Origin of the sequence: Micromonospora sp. DT229 (assembly GCF_049844505.1) — a bacterium.
Lineage (GTDB): Bacteria > Actinomycetota > Actinomycetes > Mycobacteriales > Micromonosporaceae > Micromonospora.
In genome coordinates, this window is the sequence record NZ_JBNCLD010000003.1 from 186,186 (window position 1) to 202,978 (window position 16,793).

The 16,793-nt window shown below is 71.6% G+C and carries 18 protein-coding genes and 1 pseudogene; 18 read left to right on the plus strand and 1 reads right to left on the minus strand.

Annotated elements, in window-relative coordinates:
- The first annotated feature begins 12 nt into the window (after positions 1-12).
- The 18 genes and pseudogenes from ACLQ2T_RS06345 to ACLQ2T_RS06430 all read left to right on the plus strand — a co-directional run bounded on the left by ACLQ2T_RS06345 (position 13) and on the right by ACLQ2T_RS06430 (position 15,654).
- Positions 13-351, plus strand: a complete 339-nt coding sequence (locus ACLQ2T_RS06345) for a P-II family nitrogen regulator (RefSeq protein ID WP_165521895.1) — start codon at positions 13-15, stop codon at positions 349-351.
- Between the two features lie 13 nt (positions 352-364).
- Positions 365-2,689, plus strand: a complete 2,325-nt coding sequence (locus ACLQ2T_RS06350) for a [protein-PII] uridylyltransferase (protein ID WP_425765035.1) — start codon at positions 365-367, stop codon at positions 2,687-2,689.
- A 104-nt stretch (positions 2,690-2,793) separates the two neighbouring features.
- On the plus strand, positions 2,794-3,321 hold the full coding sequence (locus tag ACLQ2T_RS06355; RefSeq protein ID WP_425765036.1) for an AAA family ATPase: 528 nt from the start codon (positions 2,794-2,796) through the stop codon (positions 3,319-3,321).
- A gap of 190 nt (positions 3,322-3,511) precedes the next feature.
- Entirely contained in the window at positions 3,512-5,059 is a 1,548-nt protein-coding gene (gene ffh / locus ACLQ2T_RS06360) for a signal recognition particle protein (RefSeq protein ID WP_425765037.1), read from the plus strand.
- A gap of 97 nt (positions 5,060-5,156) precedes the next feature.
- On the plus strand, positions 5,157-6,236 hold the full coding sequence (locus ACLQ2T_RS06365) for an amidohydrolase family protein (protein WP_425765038.1): 1,080 nt from the start codon (positions 5,157-5,159) through the stop codon (positions 6,234-6,236).
- A gap of 68 nt (positions 6,237-6,304) precedes the next feature.
- Positions 6,305-7,711 carry a proline--tRNA ligase gene (gene proS / locus ACLQ2T_RS06370; protein WP_425765039.1) on the plus strand — a complete coding sequence of 469 codons (1,407 nt, stop codon included), beginning with the start codon at positions 6,305-6,307 and terminating at the stop codon, positions 7,709-7,711.
- 176 nt (positions 7,712-7,887) lie between these two features.
- Complete coding sequence (locus ACLQ2T_RS06375; protein ID WP_425765040.1) at positions 7,888-8,535, plus strand: DUF402 domain-containing protein; 648 nt, start codon at positions 7,888-7,890, stop codon at positions 8,533-8,535.
- Positions 8,536-8,780: 245 nt separating this feature from the next.
- Positions 8,781-9,227 (plus strand): 30S ribosomal protein S16, encoded by a 447-nt coding sequence (rpsP, locus tag ACLQ2T_RS06380; protein ID WP_327022257.1) that lies wholly within the window; start codon positions 8,781-8,783, stop codon positions 9,225-9,227.
- The gene (locus tag ACLQ2T_RS06385; RefSeq protein ID WP_175440282.1) at positions 9,202-9,462 is read left to right on the plus strand and encodes an RNA-binding protein; all 261 of its coding nucleotides are present in this window, start codon (positions 9,202-9,204) and stop codon (positions 9,460-9,462) included. Before rpsP ends, ACLQ2T_RS06385 begins: the two co-directional genes overlap by 26 nt.
- Positions 9,462-10,025 (plus strand): ribosome maturation factor RimM, encoded by a 564-nt coding sequence (gene rimM / locus ACLQ2T_RS06390; RefSeq protein ID WP_425765041.1) that lies wholly within the window; start codon positions 9,462-9,464, stop codon positions 10,023-10,025. The genes ACLQ2T_RS06385 and rimM overlap by 1 nt, the downstream gene beginning before the upstream one ends.
- 18 nt (positions 10,026-10,043) lie before the next feature.
- A complete protein-coding gene (gene trmD / locus ACLQ2T_RS06395; RefSeq protein ID WP_425765042.1) occupies positions 10,044-10,820 on the plus strand; it encodes a tRNA (guanosine(37)-N1)-methyltransferase TrmD in 777 nt (258 codons plus the stop codon).
- A 143-nt stretch (positions 10,821-10,963) separates the two neighbouring features.
- On the plus strand, positions 10,964-11,320 hold the full coding sequence (rplS, locus tag ACLQ2T_RS06400) for a 50S ribosomal protein L19 (RefSeq protein WP_327022254.1): 357 nt from the start codon (positions 10,964-10,966) through the stop codon (positions 11,318-11,320).
- A gap of 183 nt (positions 11,321-11,503) precedes the next feature.
- A pseudogene (gene lepB, locus ACLQ2T_RS06405) lies at positions 11,504-12,378 on the plus strand (signal peptidase I).
- A 9-nt stretch (positions 12,379-12,387) separates the two neighbouring features.
- A complete protein-coding gene (gene lepB / locus ACLQ2T_RS06410) occupies positions 12,388-13,023 on the plus strand; it encodes a signal peptidase I (protein ID WP_425765043.1) in 636 nt (211 codons plus the stop codon).
- Positions 13,024-13,075: 52 nt separating this feature from the next.
- Positions 13,076-13,561, plus strand: a complete 486-nt coding sequence (locus ACLQ2T_RS06415; protein WP_425765044.1) for an NUDIX hydrolase — start codon at positions 13,076-13,078, stop codon at positions 13,559-13,561.
- Positions 13,555-14,367: a ribonuclease HII gene (locus tag ACLQ2T_RS06420; RefSeq protein ID WP_425765045.1), complete on the plus strand. Its 813-nt coding sequence runs from the start codon at positions 13,555-13,557 to the stop codon at positions 14,365-14,367. The genes ACLQ2T_RS06415 and ACLQ2T_RS06420 overlap by 7 nt, the downstream gene beginning before the upstream one ends.
- On the plus strand, positions 14,364-14,687 hold the full coding sequence (locus tag ACLQ2T_RS06425; protein WP_007075222.1) for a DUF2469 domain-containing protein: 324 nt from the start codon (positions 14,364-14,366) through the stop codon (positions 14,685-14,687). The genes ACLQ2T_RS06420 and ACLQ2T_RS06425 overlap by 4 nt, the downstream gene beginning before the upstream one ends.
- Before the next feature lie 199 nt (positions 14,688-14,886).
- Complete coding sequence (locus ACLQ2T_RS06430; RefSeq protein WP_425765046.1) at positions 14,887-15,654, plus strand: M23 family metallopeptidase; 768 nt, start codon at positions 14,887-14,889, stop codon at positions 15,652-15,654.
- Here the strand turns inward: ACLQ2T_RS06430 and ACLQ2T_RS06435 are convergent.
- Entirely contained in the window at positions 15,542-16,723 is a 1,182-nt protein-coding gene (locus tag ACLQ2T_RS06435; RefSeq protein WP_425765047.1) for an aminotransferase class V-fold PLP-dependent enzyme, read from the minus strand. The two genes, ACLQ2T_RS06430 and ACLQ2T_RS06435, sit on opposite strands and share 113 nt — an antisense overlap.
- Between the last annotated feature and the right edge of the window lie 70 nt (positions 16,724-16,793).

Consider the following 16,793-nt stretch of genomic DNA (forward strand, 5'->3'; position numbering starts at 1 on the left):
GAGGGGTTGGACATGAAGCTGGTGACCGCGGTCATCAAGCCGCACCAGTTGGACGCCGTCAAGGAGGCCCTGCACGCCCTGGGCGTGGCCGGACTGACCGTCAGTGAGGTCCAGGGCTACGGGCGACAGAAGGGGCACACCGAGGTCTATCGGGGTGCCGAGTACACCGTCGAGTTCCTGCCCAAGATCCGGGTGGAGGTGCTGACCGACGAGATCGACGTCGAGAAGATCGTCGACGCCGTGGTCGGAGCCGCCCGGACGGGCAAGATCGGTGACGGCAAGGTCTGGGTGACCGGAGTCGAGGAGGTCGTCCGGGTCCGCACCGGCGAGCGCGGCCTGGACGCACTGTAAGGAGACACCGTCGATGACCTCGTTGACCTCTCGGCAAGCCTCGGCTTCCAGCCCCACGGCAGCACCGAAGGTCAACGAGGTCGTCGGCGTACCGGCCGGGATCGGCGCCACCGCGCGTCGAGCCCGAGCCGAGGCGTACGACGCCTGGCTGGCCCGGCTACTGCTGCCGGACCGGCCGGGCGTCGCCCTGCTGGCGGTCGGCGGGCTGGGCCGGTGGCAGTGCGCCCCCTACGGCGACCTGGACCTGGTGCTGGTGCACTCCGGGGTGGCCGGGATCGACGAGCTGGCCGCGGAGCTGTGGTACCCGATCTGGGACGCCGGCCTGCGGCTGGACCACTCCGTACGCACCGTCGCCGAGGCCCTGTCGGTGGCCCAGGACGACGTCAAGGTGGCCCTGGGGCTGCTGGACGCCCGCCTCGTCGCCGGTGACCCCGACCTGGCCGACACCCTGATCCGCAGCGCCACCGACCACTGGCGGCGCACCGCCGTACGCCAACTGGCTCCGCTGCGGGAGACCACCCTCGCCCGCTGGCAGGCCCACGGCGAGTTGGCCTTCCTGCTCGAAGGCGACCTCAAGGAGGCCGCCGGGGGGTTGCGGGACGTCGGCATCCTGCGGGCCGTGGCGCTGGCCGGGATCACGGATGCGCTGCGTCCCGCCGTGCACGCCGCCCACCTTCGCCTGCTGGACACCCGGGACGCCCTGCACCAGCAGGTGGGCCGTCGGGTAGACCGGCTGCTGGCCCAGGAACGCGAAGGGGTGGCCGCCCTGCTCGGCCTGCGCCAGGCACCATCCGGCGACACCGGTGCCGCGGGGCCTGCTGGTTCGGCCGGTGACGGGGATGCCCTGCTGCGTCGGGTGGCCGGGGACGCCCGGACCATCAGCCACGCCCTGGACGACGCCTTCCGGGCCGCCGACCGGCTGCGATCCGGTCGCCGTAGGGGCGCCGACGGGCGACCGCTGCGCCGCCCGGTGGCCCGGGACGTGGTCGAGCACGACGGGGAACTGGTGCTGGCCCGTACCGCCATCGGGGCCCGCCCCGACCCCAACCTCTCGCTGCGGGTGGCCGCCGCCGCGGCGGTCACCGGGCTGCCGATCGCCCGCGCCACCTGCGAGTGGCTGGCCACCTACTGCCCGCCGCTGCCCACCCCCTGGCCGGCGGAGGCCCGAGCCGCCCTGACCACCCTGCTCGGCGCCGGCACCGGACTGCTGCCCGCCTGGGAGACCTGCGACCGGTACGGGCTGATCGACGGCTGGCTGCCGGAGTGGACCCGACTGCGCAGCCTGCCCCAGCACAACCCGGTGCACCGGTTCACCCTGGACCGGCACCTGGTGCAGACCGCCTTCGAGGCCAGCCGGCACACCCGCGACGTGGACCGCCCGGACCTGCTGCTGCTCGGTGCCTTCCTGCACGACATCGGCAAGGGCCTGCCGGGCGACCACTCCACGGTCGGCGCACCGATCGCCGAGGCGATGGCCGCCCGGATCGGCCTGCCCGCCGCCGAGGCGAAACTGATCGGCACCCTGGTCCGGCTGCACCTGCTGCTGCCCGAGGTGGCCACCCGCCGCGATCTGGCCGATCCGGTGACCATCTCCGGGGTGGCCGAGGCGGTCGGCGACGTCACCACCCTCGACCTGCTGCACGCCCTGGCCCGGGCGGATGCCGCCGCCACCGGACCGGGGGCCTGGTCGGACTGGAAGGGCCGGCTGATCGCCGAACTGGTGGCCCGGGTCCGTACCACCCTGGACACCGGGGCGGTACCCGAACCGCCCGCCCCGGACCCGGCCCTGGTGGCGGGGCCGCTGCCGGTCGTACACCTGACCGGGGACCGGGTGGCGGTGGCCGCGGCGGACCGGCGGGGCCTGCTCGCCACGGTGGCCGGTTGCCTGGCCCTGCACCGTCTGGAGGTGCTGGCCGCGGACGCCTCGACGGTGGACGGGCGGGCCCTGGTGGAGTGCCGGGTGCAGCCCCGCTACGGGCTGCCCCCCGAGCCGGTGGCGCTCAGTTCCGACCTGCGTCGGGCGGTCGGTGGCGACGTGTCCGTCACCCAGCGACTGCGTGGACGGGCCCTGGCCGCACGGGGGGCCGGGGCCGAACCACGGGTGGTCTGGCACCGGGACGCCGCCACCGACGCGGTGCTGCTGGAGTTGCGGGCCGCGGACGCCGCCGGTCTGCTGTACCGGGTGACCAGCGCCCTGGACGCGGCCGGCGCCCAGGTCCGGGCGGCCCGGATCGCCACCCTGGGCGGGGACGTGGTCGACGTCTTCTACCTCGTCGGCTCCTGGCCCTCCGACGACGAACGCACCCGCCTGGAAGCCGCCGTCCTAGCCGCCGTGTAGGTGTAAGGAAGGGCACCTTGTTAACGCCTCCGGTAGTACAAGGGCCCCCTGTTAACAATCGTGCCGGGGCGACCTACCGCCGGATCGTGATCGATGATGGCTGTGTGATCATCTGGCTGAACGGTGCCTTCGGGGCGGGCAAGACCACGGTGGCCGACGCCCTGTGCCGGCGACTGCCGACCGCGCGACGCGTCGATCCGGAGTGGATCGGCGGTCTGCTGCGGCGGGTCCGGAAGGTGCCCACGGGCGACTACCAGGATCTGGTCGCCTGGCGCCGGTGGACCGTACGGCTCGTCGGGCTGGCCGCCCACGCCGATCGGCCGGTCGTGGTGCCGATGAGCCTGCTGCAGCCCACCCACCGCACCGAGATCCTCGACGGTCTCCGTGACCGGGGCCGGACCGTACGACAGCTGGTGTTGCAGGTGCCCGAGCCGGCGTTGCGGGCCCGGATCGACGCCGACGCGGCGGACGTGGCGGCCCGGGCCTGGCGGCAGCGGCAGGTGTCGCGGGCTCTCACCGGGCTGGCCGGTCTCGCCGATCGGGAGCCGGACACCATCGAGGTGACCAACGACGGACGCACCCCGGAGCAGGTGGCGGCGGAGATAATCGACCGGCTGGGCGTTTCCGGCTGACCTGCCGGCTGTGGCGCACGCCCGGACCGCCGCCCTACCCACGAGCTGTGCAGGTCGGTCGGTCCGGGGCGGCCGGTGCGGGCGGCTGCGTGGAGCACGACGGTGGGTGGCGGGCTACCCTAGCGGTGGCTGGGCATCTCTGTCCGGTCGTGTTCGTGCTCGCCGGGCCACTGACAATCGGGATGTTCGCGTGTTTGACACCTTGAGTGACCGCCTCTCCGGGATCTTCACCAAGCTCCGCGGCAAGGGACGCCTCACCGACGCCGACATCGACGCCACCGCGCGCGAGATTCGCCTCGCGCTGCTGGAGGCCGACGTCGCGCTGCCGGTGGTCAAGGGCTTCATCGGGAACGTCAAGGAACGGGCGCGCGGCGCGGAGGTCTCCCAGGCGCTCAACCCGGCCCAGCAGATCATCAAGATCGTCAACGAGGAACTGGTCACCGTCCTCGGTGGCGAGGGGCGTCGGCTCCAGTTCGCCAAGCAGCCGCCGACCGTGATCATGCTCGCCGGCCTCCAGGGTTCCGGTAAGACCACCCTCGCCGGCAAGCTGGCCCGTTGGCTCAAGGCCCAGGGCCACCAGCCGCTGCTGGTCGCCGCCGACCTCCAGCGCCCCAACGCCGTCGGGCAGCTCCAGGTGCTCGGTGGTCGGGCCGGGGTCGAGGTGTACGCCCCGGAGCCCGGCAACGGCGTCGGTGACCCGGTGCAGGTGGCGAAGGCGTCGATTGAGCACGCCCGACGGGCCGCCCGCGACGTGGTCATCGTCGACACCGCCGGCCGACTCGGCATCGACGCCGAGATGATGCAGCAGGCCGCCGACATCCGCGACGCGGTCGACCCCGACGAGGTCATCTTCGTCATCGACGCGATGGTCGGTCAGGACGCGGTGCGTACCGCCGAGGCCTTCCGCGACGGCGTCGGTATCACCGGCGTGGTGCTCTCCAAGCTCGACGGCGACGCTCGCGGTGGTGCCGCCCTGTCGGTGCGTGAGGTCACCGGGCAGCCGATCCTGTTCGCCTCCACCGGCGAGAAGCTGGAGGACTTCGACGTCTTCCACCCCGACCGGATGGCCAGCCGGATCCTCGGCATGGGCGACGTTCTCACTCTGATCGAGCAGGCCGAGGCGGCCTTCGACACCGATCAGAAGGAGAAGATGACCGCCAAGCTGATGGGCGGCGAGCAGTTCACCCTGGAGGACTTCCTCGACCAGCTCATCGCGGTGCGCCGGATGGGGCCGATCGCCAACGTGCTGGCCATGATGCCCGGCATGGGGCAGGTCAAGGACCAGTTGGCCGAGGTGGACGACAAGCACTTCGACCGGATCACCGCGATCATCCGGTCGATGACCCCGGCCGAGCGGACCAACCCGAAGATCATCAACGGCTCCCGGCGGGCCCGGATCGCCAACGGCTCCGGGGTCACCGTGATGGACGTCAACCAGCTGCTCAACCGCTTCGCCGACGCGCAGAAGATGATGAAGCAGATGGGCGGCATGATGGGCCTGCCCGGAGGGCGGCGCAAGGCCACCAAGAGCCCGAAGAACAAGCGCAAGGGTACGAAGGGCGGCGGTCGGCCGCGTACCGGCGCCGGGATGCCCGGTGGCTTCCCGGGCGGCATGCCGCAGCTTCCGCCGGGCATGAACCCGGAGGACCTGGCGGCCGGTCAGGGCCTCCCGCCGGGCTTCAAGCTCCCGAAGATCGACTTCAACAAGCTCGGCAAGGGCGGCCAGCCGCCCCGCTGAGCGTGTCGGTGACGGCAGGTGTCGGTGTCGGCACCTGACCGTACGGCGGGCGGGGCTCCTCGCCAGCGACGGAGAGTGATCCGGTAGGACTGTGCGCATGGCTCTGCATGTGCGCGGTGTGCTCCTGCCGGACGACGAGGTCCGGGATCTGTGGCTGGTCGGCGACCGGATCACCTTCGAACCGGTGCCCGGCGCCGAGACGATCGCCGATGGCGGCTTCGTCCTGCCAGGGCTGGTGGACGCGCACTGCCACATCGGCATCGCCCGGGGCGCGACCCCGATCACCTCGCTGGACCAGGCGCGGGCCTTGGCGCGGATCGACCGGGACGCGGGTGTGCTGGCGATCCGGGACGCCGGTTCGCCCTTCCCGTACCCGGAGCTCGAGGACGAACCCGACCTGCCCCGGATGGTCCGGGCCGGGCGACACATCGCGCCGCCGAGGCGCTACCTGCGCGACATCGGGGTGGAGGTCGAGGCGGCCCAGGTGGCGGCGACCGTGGCCGAGCAGGCGGCGGCCGGCAGCGGCTGGGTCAAGCTGGTCGGGGACTGGATCGACCGGGGGGTCGGTGACCTGGCGCCGGCCTGGGACGCGGACACGATGGCCGCCGCGGTGGCCGCCGCGCACGCCGCCGGGGTACGCGCCGCCGTGCACACCTTCAGCGAGTCGGCCGTGGAGATCATGGTGCGGGCCGGGGTGGACTCGGTCGAGCACGGCACCGGGTTGAGTCTGGACCTGATCGACCTGATGGCCCGGCAGGGCACCGCGTTGATCCCCACAATGATCAACATCCAGACCTTCGGCCACATCGCCGACCAGGCCCGACCCAAGTTCCCCGGGTACGCCGACCACATGATCGCCCTGCGGGACCGCTTCCCGGAGGTGGTGCGTTCGGCGTACGAGGCCGGGGTGCCGATCTTCGTGGGTACCGACGCCGGTGGCGGTATCGACCACGGCCTGGCCGCCGAGGAGATGCTGCTGCTGCACGAGCAGGCCGGCATGAGCACCGAGGACGTGCTCGCCGCCGCCACCTGGCGGGCCCGGGAGTGGCTGGGCTTCCCCGGCCTGGTCGACGGTGGCCTCGCCGACCTCGTCGTCTACTCCGACGACCCGCGCCGGGACCTGCGGGTGGTTCGCGAGCCCACCCGCATCGTGCTGCGCGGTCGGGTCATCCGCTGACCCGCTGATGGTGGTGATGCCGCGCCCGATCGCGCTGCCCCGTTCGCCCCTGCATAGGATGTGCGGTTATGGCGCGCGTGCTTACTCCCCGGGCTGAAGACTTCCCCCGGTGGTACCAGGACCTCATCGCTAAGGCGAAGCTGGCCGACAACGGGCCGGTGCGGGGGACCATGGTGATCCGACCGGCCGGCTACGCCATCTGGGAGCGGATGCAGGCCGAGATGGACGACCGGATCAAGGCAGCCGGGGCGGAGAACGCGTACTTCCCGCTGTTCATCCCGGAGAGCTACCTCAAGCGCGAGGCCGAGCACGTCGAGGGCTTCTCGCCGGAGCTGGCGGTGGTCACCCACGGCGGCGGCAAGCAGTTGGCCGAGCCGGTCGTGGTGCGCCCCACCAGCGAGACGGTCATCGGCGAGTTCATGGCCAAGTGGATCGACTCGTACCGGGACCTGCCGCTGCTGCTCAACCAGTGGGCCAACGTGGTCCGCTGGGAGCTGCGCCCCCGGATCTTCCTGCGTACCAGCGAGTTCCTCTGGCAGGAGGGGCACACCGCCCACGCCACCCGTTCCGATGCCCGGGCCTACGCCCGCAAGATCCTGCACGAGGCGTACGAGGACCTGATGGTCAACGTGCTCGGCATCCCGGTGGTGGTCGGGCTCAAGACCACCCGGGAGCGGTTCGCCGGGGCGACCGCCACGTACACCTGCGAAGGCATGATGGGCGACGGCAAGGCCCTCCAGCTCGGCACCAGCCACGAGCTCGGGCAGAACTTCGCCAAGGCCTTCGACATCAGCTACTCCTCGGCCGAGGGTGGTCGGGAGCACGCCTGGACCACCTCCTGGGGCACCTCGACCCGGATGCTCGGCGGTCTGATCATGTGCCACGGTGACGACAACGGTCTGCGGGTGCCGCCGAAGCTGGCCCCGGTGCAGGCGTACGTCATGGTGGTCAAGGACGGCGAGGGTGTGGGCGAGGCGGCGGCCAAGCTGCGCGACGCCCTGCGCGACGCCGGGGTCCGGGTCATGCTCGACGACCGCACCGACACCCCCTTCGGCCGCCGGGCCGTCGACGCCGAGCTGCGCGGCTACCCGGTACGTGTCGAGGTCGGCCCCCGCGATCTGGCCGCCGGCAACGCGGTGGTGGTCCGGCGTACGGACGGCTCGAAGGCCCCCACCCCGGTCGCGGACGTGGTCGGCGCGGTGCTCGCCGCCCTGGAGGCCGACCAGCAGTCGCTGCACGACCAGGCCCTCGCCTTCCGTCAGTCCCGCACCACCGAGGTGGCCACCCTGGAGGAGGCGATCGAGGCGGCGGCCACCGGCTGGGCCCGGGTCCCGTGGTCGGCCGTAGGTGTCGAAGGCGAGGCCAAGGCCAACGCCCAGGGCGTCACCGTCCGCTGCCTGGTCCGCGCCGACAACTCCGTCCCCGACACCGAGGACGAACCCAACCTCACCGCCATCCTCGCCCGCGCCTACTAACCCACCCCAGGCGCTGCCCGTCCACCCCACCCCACCCCACCCCACCCCACCCATCCACCCCGCTCTGCTCGTCGATCTTGCACTTTCTGTCGGGGTAAACCCGCAGCAAAGGTGCATTTCGGCGACCGAAAGTGCAAGATCGGCGAGGGTTGGGGTGGGGGCGGTAGGGTCGGGGGGTGAGGTTTGAGGTGGGGCGGTTGGTGGTGCACCGCAATGTGCGGCGTGGGCGGATCGGGTGGGTTCGGTCGGCCCGGGTGGTCAGTGATGACGAGCGAGGGCTGCTGCTCTGGGTGGCCGAGGGTTCGCCGGTGGCCGGCGAGGTGAACGCCGACGGGCTGGGGATGCGGGCGGTTCCGTTCGCGCAGTGGATCACTCCGACGTTCCAGCTGAAGCAGGGGCGGTGGAACGGGCCGCCCCTGTTGAAGTTCCTGCCCGCCGGCGCGGCGCACTCCGTCTGGTGGTTCCGCGACCCGCAGGGGCGATTCGCCGGGTGGTACGTCAACCTGGAGGAGAACGGGGTCCGGTGGGACGACGGCGGGCTGGCCGGCGTCGACATCGTGGATCAGGATCTCGACGTGTGGGTGCGCCCCGACCGCAGTTGGGAGTGGAAGGACGAGGGCGAGTTCGTCGAGCGGCTGGCCTTCCCGGAGCACTACTGGGTGACCGACGAGGCGGCCGTACGGGCCGAGGGCAAGCGGGTGATCGCCCTGGCCGAGGCCGGTGAGTTCCCCTTCGACGGCACCTGGTGCGATTTCACCCCGCCCTCGCACTGGGTCACCCCGGAGCAGTTGCCCGTCGGCTGGGACCGTCCACCCGTACGCTGAGCCAGCTGTGTTCTACGTCACTTATGGGCCACTCTGGGTGACCCACCCAGGTCCGATGTGAGGGATCCCGGGTGGATCTGGCAGAATGGCTGGCTGGTATCCGGCGCGCGTCCGGCGCCCTCTAACCCGGGCGTGCCGCCAGTCCACCCGAGTTGTCTCCGGCCCAACCCCACTGTGCCGGTTGGCGCTCACCCGTGCACACCGCCCACCTGGGCCGGTGAGATCGCAACAGGAGCGAAACAACCGTGGCCGTAAAGATCCGGCTCCTGCGGATGGGCAAGATCCGCAACCCGCAGTACCGCATCGTCATCGCCGACTCGCGTACCAAGCGCGACGGCCGGGCGATCGAGTTCGTCGGGATCTACCAGCCGAAGGAAGACCCTTCGGTGATCGAGGTCAAGTCGGAGCGGGTCCAGTACTGGCTGTCCGTCGGCGCTCAGCCGAGCGAGGCGGTGCAGCGGCTGCTGGAGCTGACCGGTGACTGGCAGAAGTTCAAGGGCCTGCCGGCCCCGCCGCCGCTGAAGGTGGCGCCGGAGCGGGTCGACCGCACGGCCGCCTACGAGGCCGAGGCCAAGGCCGCCGCCGGTGTGGCGGACACCCCGGCCAAGCCGGCCAAGAAGGCCGCCAAGGCCGAGGCGGAGGCGCCGAAGGCCGAGGAGCCGGCCGCTGCGGACTCCGGCGAGCAGGCCTGACATGGCACTGCGGCCGGCGTTGGAGCACCTGGTCAAGGGCATCGTCGATCACCCCGATGACGTACGCGTCCGGATGGTCGACTCCCGTCGGGGCAAGCGGCTCGAAGTCCGCGTGCACCCCGAGGACCTGGGCACCGTGATCGGGCGGTCCGGTCGGACCGCCAAGGCACTGCGCCAGGTGATCGGCTCCATCGGTGGGCGCGGCGTGCGCGTCGACATCGTCGACTCGTACTGATGCAGCTCATCGTCGGCAGGATCGGCAAGCCGCACGGCATCCGCGGTGAGGTCACCGTGGAGGTGCGTACGGACGAGCCCGAGACGCGGTTCGCCCCCGGCATGGTGTTGACCACCATGCCGGGGGCGGTTCCCCGGGGCCGCCCGGAGCCGGCCGCCAGTCCGGGAGAGCGTTACGAGGTGCCCGCCGAGCTGACCGTGGAGGCTGCCCGCTGGCACCAGGGTCATCTCCTGGTCGTCTTCGACGGCGTGCTGGACCGGAACGTCGCGGAGGCGTTGCGGGGCACCCTGCTCGCCGTGGACAGCGCCGACGTGGCCCCGCCGGAGGACCCGGAGGAGTTCCACGACCACCAGTTGGTCGGGCTGGCCGTGGTCACCCCGACCGGGGAGCGCCTGGGCGAGGTGGCCCGGATCGACCACGCACCCGCCTCGGATCTACTGGTGCTGCGTCGCCCCGAGGGGCGTACCGCGCTGATTCCCTTCATCAAGGTGATGGTCCCCGAGGTCGATCTCGCCGGTGGTCGCGTCGTGGTCGACCTGCCCGACGGCCTGCTCGACCTCTGATCCCGCGGAGCACCCCTGATGCGTGTCGACATCGTGTCGATCTTCCCGGAGTACTTCGCCCCCCTGGATCTGTCCCTGATCGGCAAGGCCCGGGCCAACGGCACCCTGCGGCTGGCCGTACACGATCTGCGTACCTGGACCCACGACGTGCACCGCACGGTCGACGACACCCCGTACGGCGGTGGGCCGGGCATGGTGATGCGGCCCGAGCCGTGGGGCGAGGCGCTGGACGCCCTGGCCCCTGCGGGGTCGGCGACGACGCCCCGGCTGCTGGTGCCCTCCCCGGCCGGGGTGCCCTTCACCCAGGCGTTGGCGTACGAGTTGGCCGCCGAGCCGCACCTGATCTTCGCCTGCGGCCGGTACGAGGGCATCGACCAGCGGGTCCTGGACCACGCCGCCACCCGGATGCCGGTCACCGAGGTCAGTCTGGGTGACTATGTGCTCTTCGGCGGCGAGGTCGCCGTGCTGGTGATCCTGGAGGCGGTCACCCGGCTGCTGCCCGGGGTGCTCGGCAACGCCGGCTCGCTGGCCGAGGAGTCACACGCCCACGGGCTGCTGGAAGCGCCGATGTACACCAAGCCGGCGGCCTGGCGAGGGCTGGAGGTGCCGGAGGTGCTGCGCTCCGGCGACCACGGGCGGATCGCCCGCTGGCGCCGCGACGAGGCCTTGCAGCGCACCGGCCGACGCCGGCCGGACATGCTGGCCGCCCTCGACCCGCAGCAGTTGGACAAACGGGACGTGGCGGCCCTCGACCGGGCCGGGTTTCCGGTGCCCGGAGGGGATATGGCAAAGTAGAGGGGTTGCCGCAGTCGTCTGCGCCGTGGACGGCTGCGAGGATCTCCGACCGGGGTCCGGTTACACCGACCGCCACCCGGGGACCAGTATCACCCATTCGCGCGCCGATTGACGGTGCGCCGTGAGCCTTACGAGGACGAGCGATGAACATCCTGGACGCTCTTGACGCCCAGTCGAAGCGCACCGACCTTCCCGACTTCCGCGCCGGTGACACCGTGAAGGTGCACGCGCGAGTGGTCGAGGGTAACCGCTCCCGGGTCCAGATCTTCCAGGGCGTGGTCATCCGTCGCCAGGGCGCCGGACTGCGCGAGACCTTCACCGTCCGCAAGCTCAGCTTCGGCGTCGGTGTCGAGCGGACCTACCCGATCAACAGCCCGGCGATCGACCGGATCGAGGTCGTGACCCGTGGTGACGTCCGCCGCGCCAAGCTCTACTACCTGCGCGAGCTGCGGGGCAAGAAGGCCAAGATCAAGGAGCTGCGCGAGAAGCAGCCGAGCTGACCTCACGCTGCGCCACGCCGCCTCAGCTGCGCGTATGTCGTACCGGCCAGACCGCACTACCCTGGTCGTACGGGCGCAGCGGGGCGGCGACCCGCCATGCGTGGCGGGTGACCTCCACTACCGCCCGGGAAGTCTCGACGAGACTGCCGGGCGGTAGTCGTATCTGCGGACCGGGGAGTGGGCGTGGTACAGGCGCTTGACGACAGCGGCTCGGTCGATCCATGGCGACGACGGGCCCGGCGTGAGAAGCGGCAGATGCCGCTCTGGCAGGAGTTGCCGCTACTGCTCGTCGTGGCCTTCTGCCTGGCGGTGCTGATCCGCACCTTCCTGCTCCAGGCGTTCTTCATCCCCTCCGGGTCGATGGAGGACACCCTGCTCATCGGGGACCGGGTCCTGGTCAACAAGGTCGTCTACAACGTGCGGGATCCGCAGCGTGGCGAGGTGGTGGTCTTCCGGGGCACCGACCAGTGGGTGCCGCAGGTGGATGTGGAGCCGGCCGGGGGTTTCACCGACCGGCTCAGCCGCACGGTGGGTGACCTGGTCGGGCTGAGCCGTCCGGGGGAGAAGGACTTCATCAAGCGGGTCATCGGCCTGCCGGGTGACCGGGTCAGCTGCTGCGACGAGCAGGGGCGGGTACTGGTGAACGGCACCCCGCTGGACGAGTCGGCGTACGTGCTGCGGGACTCCCCGCTGGAGTTGCCCCCCAACCCGCAGGAGTGCCGGTCCCGGCGGTTCGAGGAGATCGTGGTCCCGCCCGGTCAGATGTTCGTGCTCGGCGACCACCGTCTCGTCTCCCAGGACGCCCGCTGCCAGGGCACGGTGCCGATCGACAACGTGGTGGGCCGGGCCTTCGCGGTGGTCTGGCCCTCCAGCCGCTGGCACACCCTGCCGGTGCCGGAGACCTTCGCCGAGGTGCCTCCGGCGGTCACGGCCACCGGCGGCGCGGCCACACCGGTACGGCCCACGACCGAAGGAGGGGTGGCCCTGGTGCTTCCGATCGCGGCCACCCTCGCCGTTCTAGCGCGTTCCACGCGGTGGCACCGATCCGGGCAACGTAGGCTCCTCCCGTGATTGACGAGCAGACCGACAAGCCCCGCCACTCGTTCTGGAAGGAACTGCCCATCCTGCTGGGGGTGGCGATCCTGGTCGCGGTACTGGTGCGGGCCTTCGTACTGCAGACCTTCTTCATCCCGTCGCCCTCCATGGAGAACACCCTCAAGATCGATGATCGGGTGCTGGTCAACAAGTTGGTGTACAACTTCCGGACCCCGAACCGGGGCGAGGTGATCGTCTTCAAGGCTCCGGTCGAGTGGAGCGGCAACCCCGCGGGCGAGGACTTCATCAAGCGGGTGATCGGTGTCGGCGGGGACCGGGTGGTCTGCTGCGACGCCCAGGACCGTTTGGTGATCAACGGGGTGCCGCTGGACGAGCCGTACATCTTCTCCTTCGACGGAAACCGGGACAAGCCGGCGGACCAGGAGTTCGACGTCGTCATTCCGGAGGGTCGGCTCTGGGTGATGGGTGACCACCGTTCCGCCTCCGGTGACTCCCTGGAGCACTACCAGCAGTCCGGGGAGAACGTCACAGCGGCCACCATCCCGGAGAAGGACGTCGTGGGTCGGGCCTTCACGGTCTTCTGGCCGTTCAACCGGGCCACTCTGCTGAGCGTGCCGGAGGGGTTCGAGGCCATTCCCACCCCCTGAGGTGTCGGGGACGGACGTGGGCGTTGTCGGCGACGTCTGGCAATCTGGTGCGGTGACGCTCTACACCCCGAGGCGCGCCGCCCGGGTGCTCCTGGTCGACCGGGCCGACCGGTTGCTGCTCTTCCGGGGCTTCGATCCCGCCCGTCCCAAGGACGGACGCTGGTGGTTCACCCCCGGTGGCGGCCTCGACCCGGGGGAGAGCTACCCCGAGGGTGCGGCGCGGGAGTTGGCGGAGGAGACCGGGTTGCGGGTGGCGATGGCCCAGTTCGGTGAGCCGGTGCACGCCGAGGTGACGGAGTTCTCCTTCGCCGGGGTGTGGTACCGGCAGGAACAGCAGTTCTTCCTGGTGCGGGTCCCCGCACACGAGGTCGACACGACGGGATTCAGCGAGGTGGAGCGCAGCAGCGTGGACGGCCACCGGTGGTGGTCGGCCCAGGAGCTGCGCAGCACCGCCGAGCGGTGCTACCCCCTGGACCTCCCCGAGGTCCTGACCCGGGCCCTGGCCGGCACGGCCACGGCCCCCGGTGCGCCATGCTGACCCCGCCGCGCACGGTGGTGCGCCGGGAGGCCGGGCTGTACGCGCTGGAGCGGGCCCTGCAACGGCGTGGGTTCCGGTACGTCGCCGGTGCCGACGAGGCCGGCCGGGGGGCCTGCGCCGGGCCGCTGGTGGCCGCCGCCGCGGTGCTGCCGGAGGGGCGGCGAGGTGAGATCGAGGGCCTGGCCGACTCCAAGCTGCTCACCCCGGCGAGCCGGGAGCGGGTGTACGACGAGGTCGTCGCGCGTGCCCTGGCGTACGCCGTGGTGATCATCCCGGCCGAGGAGGTCGACGCCCGAGGGCTGCACGTGTGCAACCTGGCCGCGATGCGCCGGGCATTGGCCTCGCTGACCGTGCGACCGGAGTACGTGCTGACCGACGGGTTCGGGGTCGACGGCCTGGACGTGCCCGGTCTGGCCGTGTGGAAGGGCGACCGGGTGGCGGCCTGCGTCGCGGCGGCCAGCGTCCTGGCCAAGGTGACCCGGGACCGGATCATGGTCGACCTGGAGGCGACCTATCCGGGGTACGGCTTCGCCGAGCACAAGGGGTACATCACCGCCGATCACACGGCGGCCCTGCGCGAGCGGGGTCCGTGCCGGGAACACCGGTTCTCCTACGTCAACGTGGCGGCCGTCTCCGGCCTGGACGGCCGTCCACCCCGTTCCCGTCGACCGCTGGGCGCAAGCTGGGACGAGCCGATGGAGCGCTCAGGCTTCGCAGGGGGTACCGTCGGCGTGGCGTTGGGCGAGCAGCCTCAGCCTCCGGCGTCGGTGGGGGAAGATGTGGTCATGGAAGGCGGAGTGCGATGAGCGCGGAAGATCTCGAAAAGTACGAGACCGAGATGGAGCTGCAGCTCTACCGGGAGTACCGCGACATCGTCCGTCAGTTCTCCTACGTGGTGGAGACCGAGCGGCGGTTCTACCTGGCCAACCAGGTCGACCTGCACGTGCGCAACTCCGACGGCGAGGTGTACTTCGAGGTCGAGATGCACGACGCCTGGGTGTGGGACATGTACCGTCCCGCCCGGTTCGTCAAGAACGTGCGGGTGATGACCTTCAAGGACGTCAACGTCGAGGAACTGGAGAAGCCGGACATCTCCCTACCCGCCGACTCCGGCTTCGGCGGCTGATCCCTGCTGATCCCCGGTCGGTTCCCGCGCGGTGGGCCCCCACCCGCCGCGATCGGTCCACACTGGCAGCTCGGCCGGGCCGTCGTCAGGCCATAGCAGATCAGCTTCGTCGACGGGGGTTGTCCACAGAGCCCCGCGTCGTCCACAGGCGACCCTTCACGGGCGGCGAGGCTGCGCAAGGATCGGCACACTCGCCGCCATGGTGACCCGAATCCGTGCGCTCTGCGCCCTTCTGCTGGTGCCGCTCCTCGTGCCGACCCTTCCGTCGTGCCGCCCGCGGTCGTCCCCCACCATGCTGCCGCTCTCGGCGGCGGTGGCCGGTCCGTCGAGGGTGACGGACCTGGCCGCTCCCGTGCCGTCCTCCGGCGTCGCGCCGTCGTCGGGGCTGGAGCCGTCGCCCAGCGTCGCGCGATCGCCGGGTGTCGGGTCTACCGGGCAGCGGTATCGGTGGCCGGTCGAAGGGCAGCCTCGACCGGGTCGCCGATTCGATCCCCCGGCCCGGCCCTGGCTGGCCGGCCATCGTGGGGTGGACCTGATCGCCCCGGCGGGCGCGACGATCCGGGCCGCCGGCAGCGGCACGGTCTCGTACGCCGGCATGGTCGCCGGCCGGCCGGTGATCTCGGTGACCCACCCCGACGGGCTGCGCACCACCTACGAGCCGGTGGACCCGGTGGTCACGGTCGGCACGGTGGTGGTCGCCGGCACCGTCCTGGGGGTGCTGGTACCCGGGCACCTGGGCTGCCCCGAGGCCGCCTGCCTGCACTGGGGGTTGCGTCGGGGTAGTGACTACCTGGATCCGTTGGCCCTGCTCGGTCTCGGTCGCACCCGGCTGTTGCCGCTGGCCGAGGAGCCGGTCAGCGTTGGGCGAGCAGGGCGGGCAGTCGCCCGGCGAGTCGGTCGTACTCGTCGGGCGAGTTGTACACCTGGCCGCACAGTCGCAGCCAGCCCCGCCCGTTCCAGGGGTTGACCGCGACCTGGATGGCGAGCCGCTCGGCGATCCGGGCCCGTAGCGCCCGGGCACCCTCGACCGTGGTGGCCAGGCCCGGCGGCAACGGGATGATCCGCATGGCGACCGTGGGTCCGCCGGGCTCGGGCAGGTCGGCCGGTGGCACCCCCAGGGCATCCCCCACCACCCGCTGGCCGTACGCCGCCAGGGCGGCGTTGTGCGCACGCACCCGGTCCACCCCGAGGGTACGCAGCAGGTAGAGCCCCACCGGGGCGCTCAGCCAGGCGGTGTAGTCCGCGGTTGCCTGCCACTCCACCCGGCTCGGGAAGCCGGCCTCCTGCTCCCAGGAGACCACCAGGGGTTCGAGGCGGTCCCGCCAGGACGGGGCGACCACGAGCACGGCCGTGCCACGGGGGGCGTACCCCCACTTGTGCAGGTTGCCGACCCAGAAGTCGGCCCCGATGCTCTGCACGGTCGCCGGCAGCATCCCGGGGGCGTGGGCGGCGTCGACCAGCACGGACACCCCGTGTTCCCGCGCCACCCCGACGATGGCGGCGACCGGCAACAACCGTGCCGTGGCCGAGGTGAGCTGGTCGACCACCAGCAGTCGGGTACGCCCCGGACGCAGCCCGGATCGGACGATCTGCACGATCTCCTCGGTGGTCGCCGACAGCGGCACCGGCAGCACCCGATGGGTCGCCCCGCTGCGGCGGCACTCCCGGGCGATGGCGAAGTCGACCGCACCGTAGCCGTGATCGGTGGTGAGCACCTCGTCGGCCGGGCCCAGCCCGAGGGACTGCAACACCACCGCCACCCCGGTGGTGGCGTTGACGGTCAGGGCGGTGCCGTCCGGGTCGGCGCCGAGGAAGCCGGCCAGGTGCCGCCGGGCGTGGGTGATCCGGTCGACCAGGCCGGTGGCGAAGAAGCGCAGCGGGTCGGCCTCCATCTCGTCGCGCAGCCGCTGCTGGGCCCGCTGCACGATGATCGGCACCGCTCCGAACGAGCCGTGGTTGAGGTGGCTGACCGCCGGGTCGAGGGAGAAGAGCAGGCGGGCGCCCGTCATCGGCTCAGGCGGAGGCGGGACGCTCACCTGATGATCGTAACGTCACCTCCCGGCCCTGGGTGATGGATCTTGATCGGAAAGTGTTCCCCATTCGGGC

Bases quoted from the DNA above. Each gene is read 5' to 3' on its own strand.
- ACLQ2T_RS06345 (WP_165521895.1), top strand. From the start codon at position 13: ATGAAGCTGGTGACCGCGGTCATCAAGCCGCACCAGTTGGACGCCGTC.
- ACLQ2T_RS06350 (WP_425765035.1), top strand. From the start codon at position 365: ATGACCTCGTTGACCTCTCGGCAAGCCTCGGCTTCCAGCCCCACGGCA.
- ACLQ2T_RS06365 (WP_425765038.1), top strand. From the start codon at position 5,157: ATGGCTCTGCATGTGCGCGGTGTGCTCCTGCCGGACGACGAGGTCCGG.
- proS (WP_425765039.1), top strand. From the start codon at position 6,305: ATGGCGCGCGTGCTTACTCCCCGGGCTGAAGACTTCCCCCGGTGGTAC.
- rimM (WP_425765041.1), top strand. From the start codon at position 9,462: ATGCAGCTCATCGTCGGCAGGATCGGCAAGCCGCACGGCATCCGCGGT.
- trmD (WP_425765042.1), top strand. From the start codon at position 10,044: ATGCGTGTCGACATCGTGTCGATCTTCCCGGAGTACTTCGCCCCCCTG.
- rplS (WP_327022254.1), top strand. From the start codon at position 10,964: ATGAACATCCTGGACGCTCTTGACGCCCAGTCGAAGCGCACCGACCTT.
- ACLQ2T_RS06420 (WP_425765045.1), top strand. From the start codon at position 13,555: ATGCTGACCCCGCCGCGCACGGTGGTGCGCCGGGAGGCCGGGCTGTAC.
- ACLQ2T_RS06425 (WP_007075222.1), top strand. From the start codon at position 14,364: ATGAGCGCGGAAGATCTCGAAAAGTACGAGACCGAGATGGAGCTGCAG.
- ACLQ2T_RS06430 (WP_425765046.1), top strand. From the start codon at position 14,887: ATGGTGACCCGAATCCGTGCGCTCTGCGCCCTTCTGCTGGTGCCGCTC.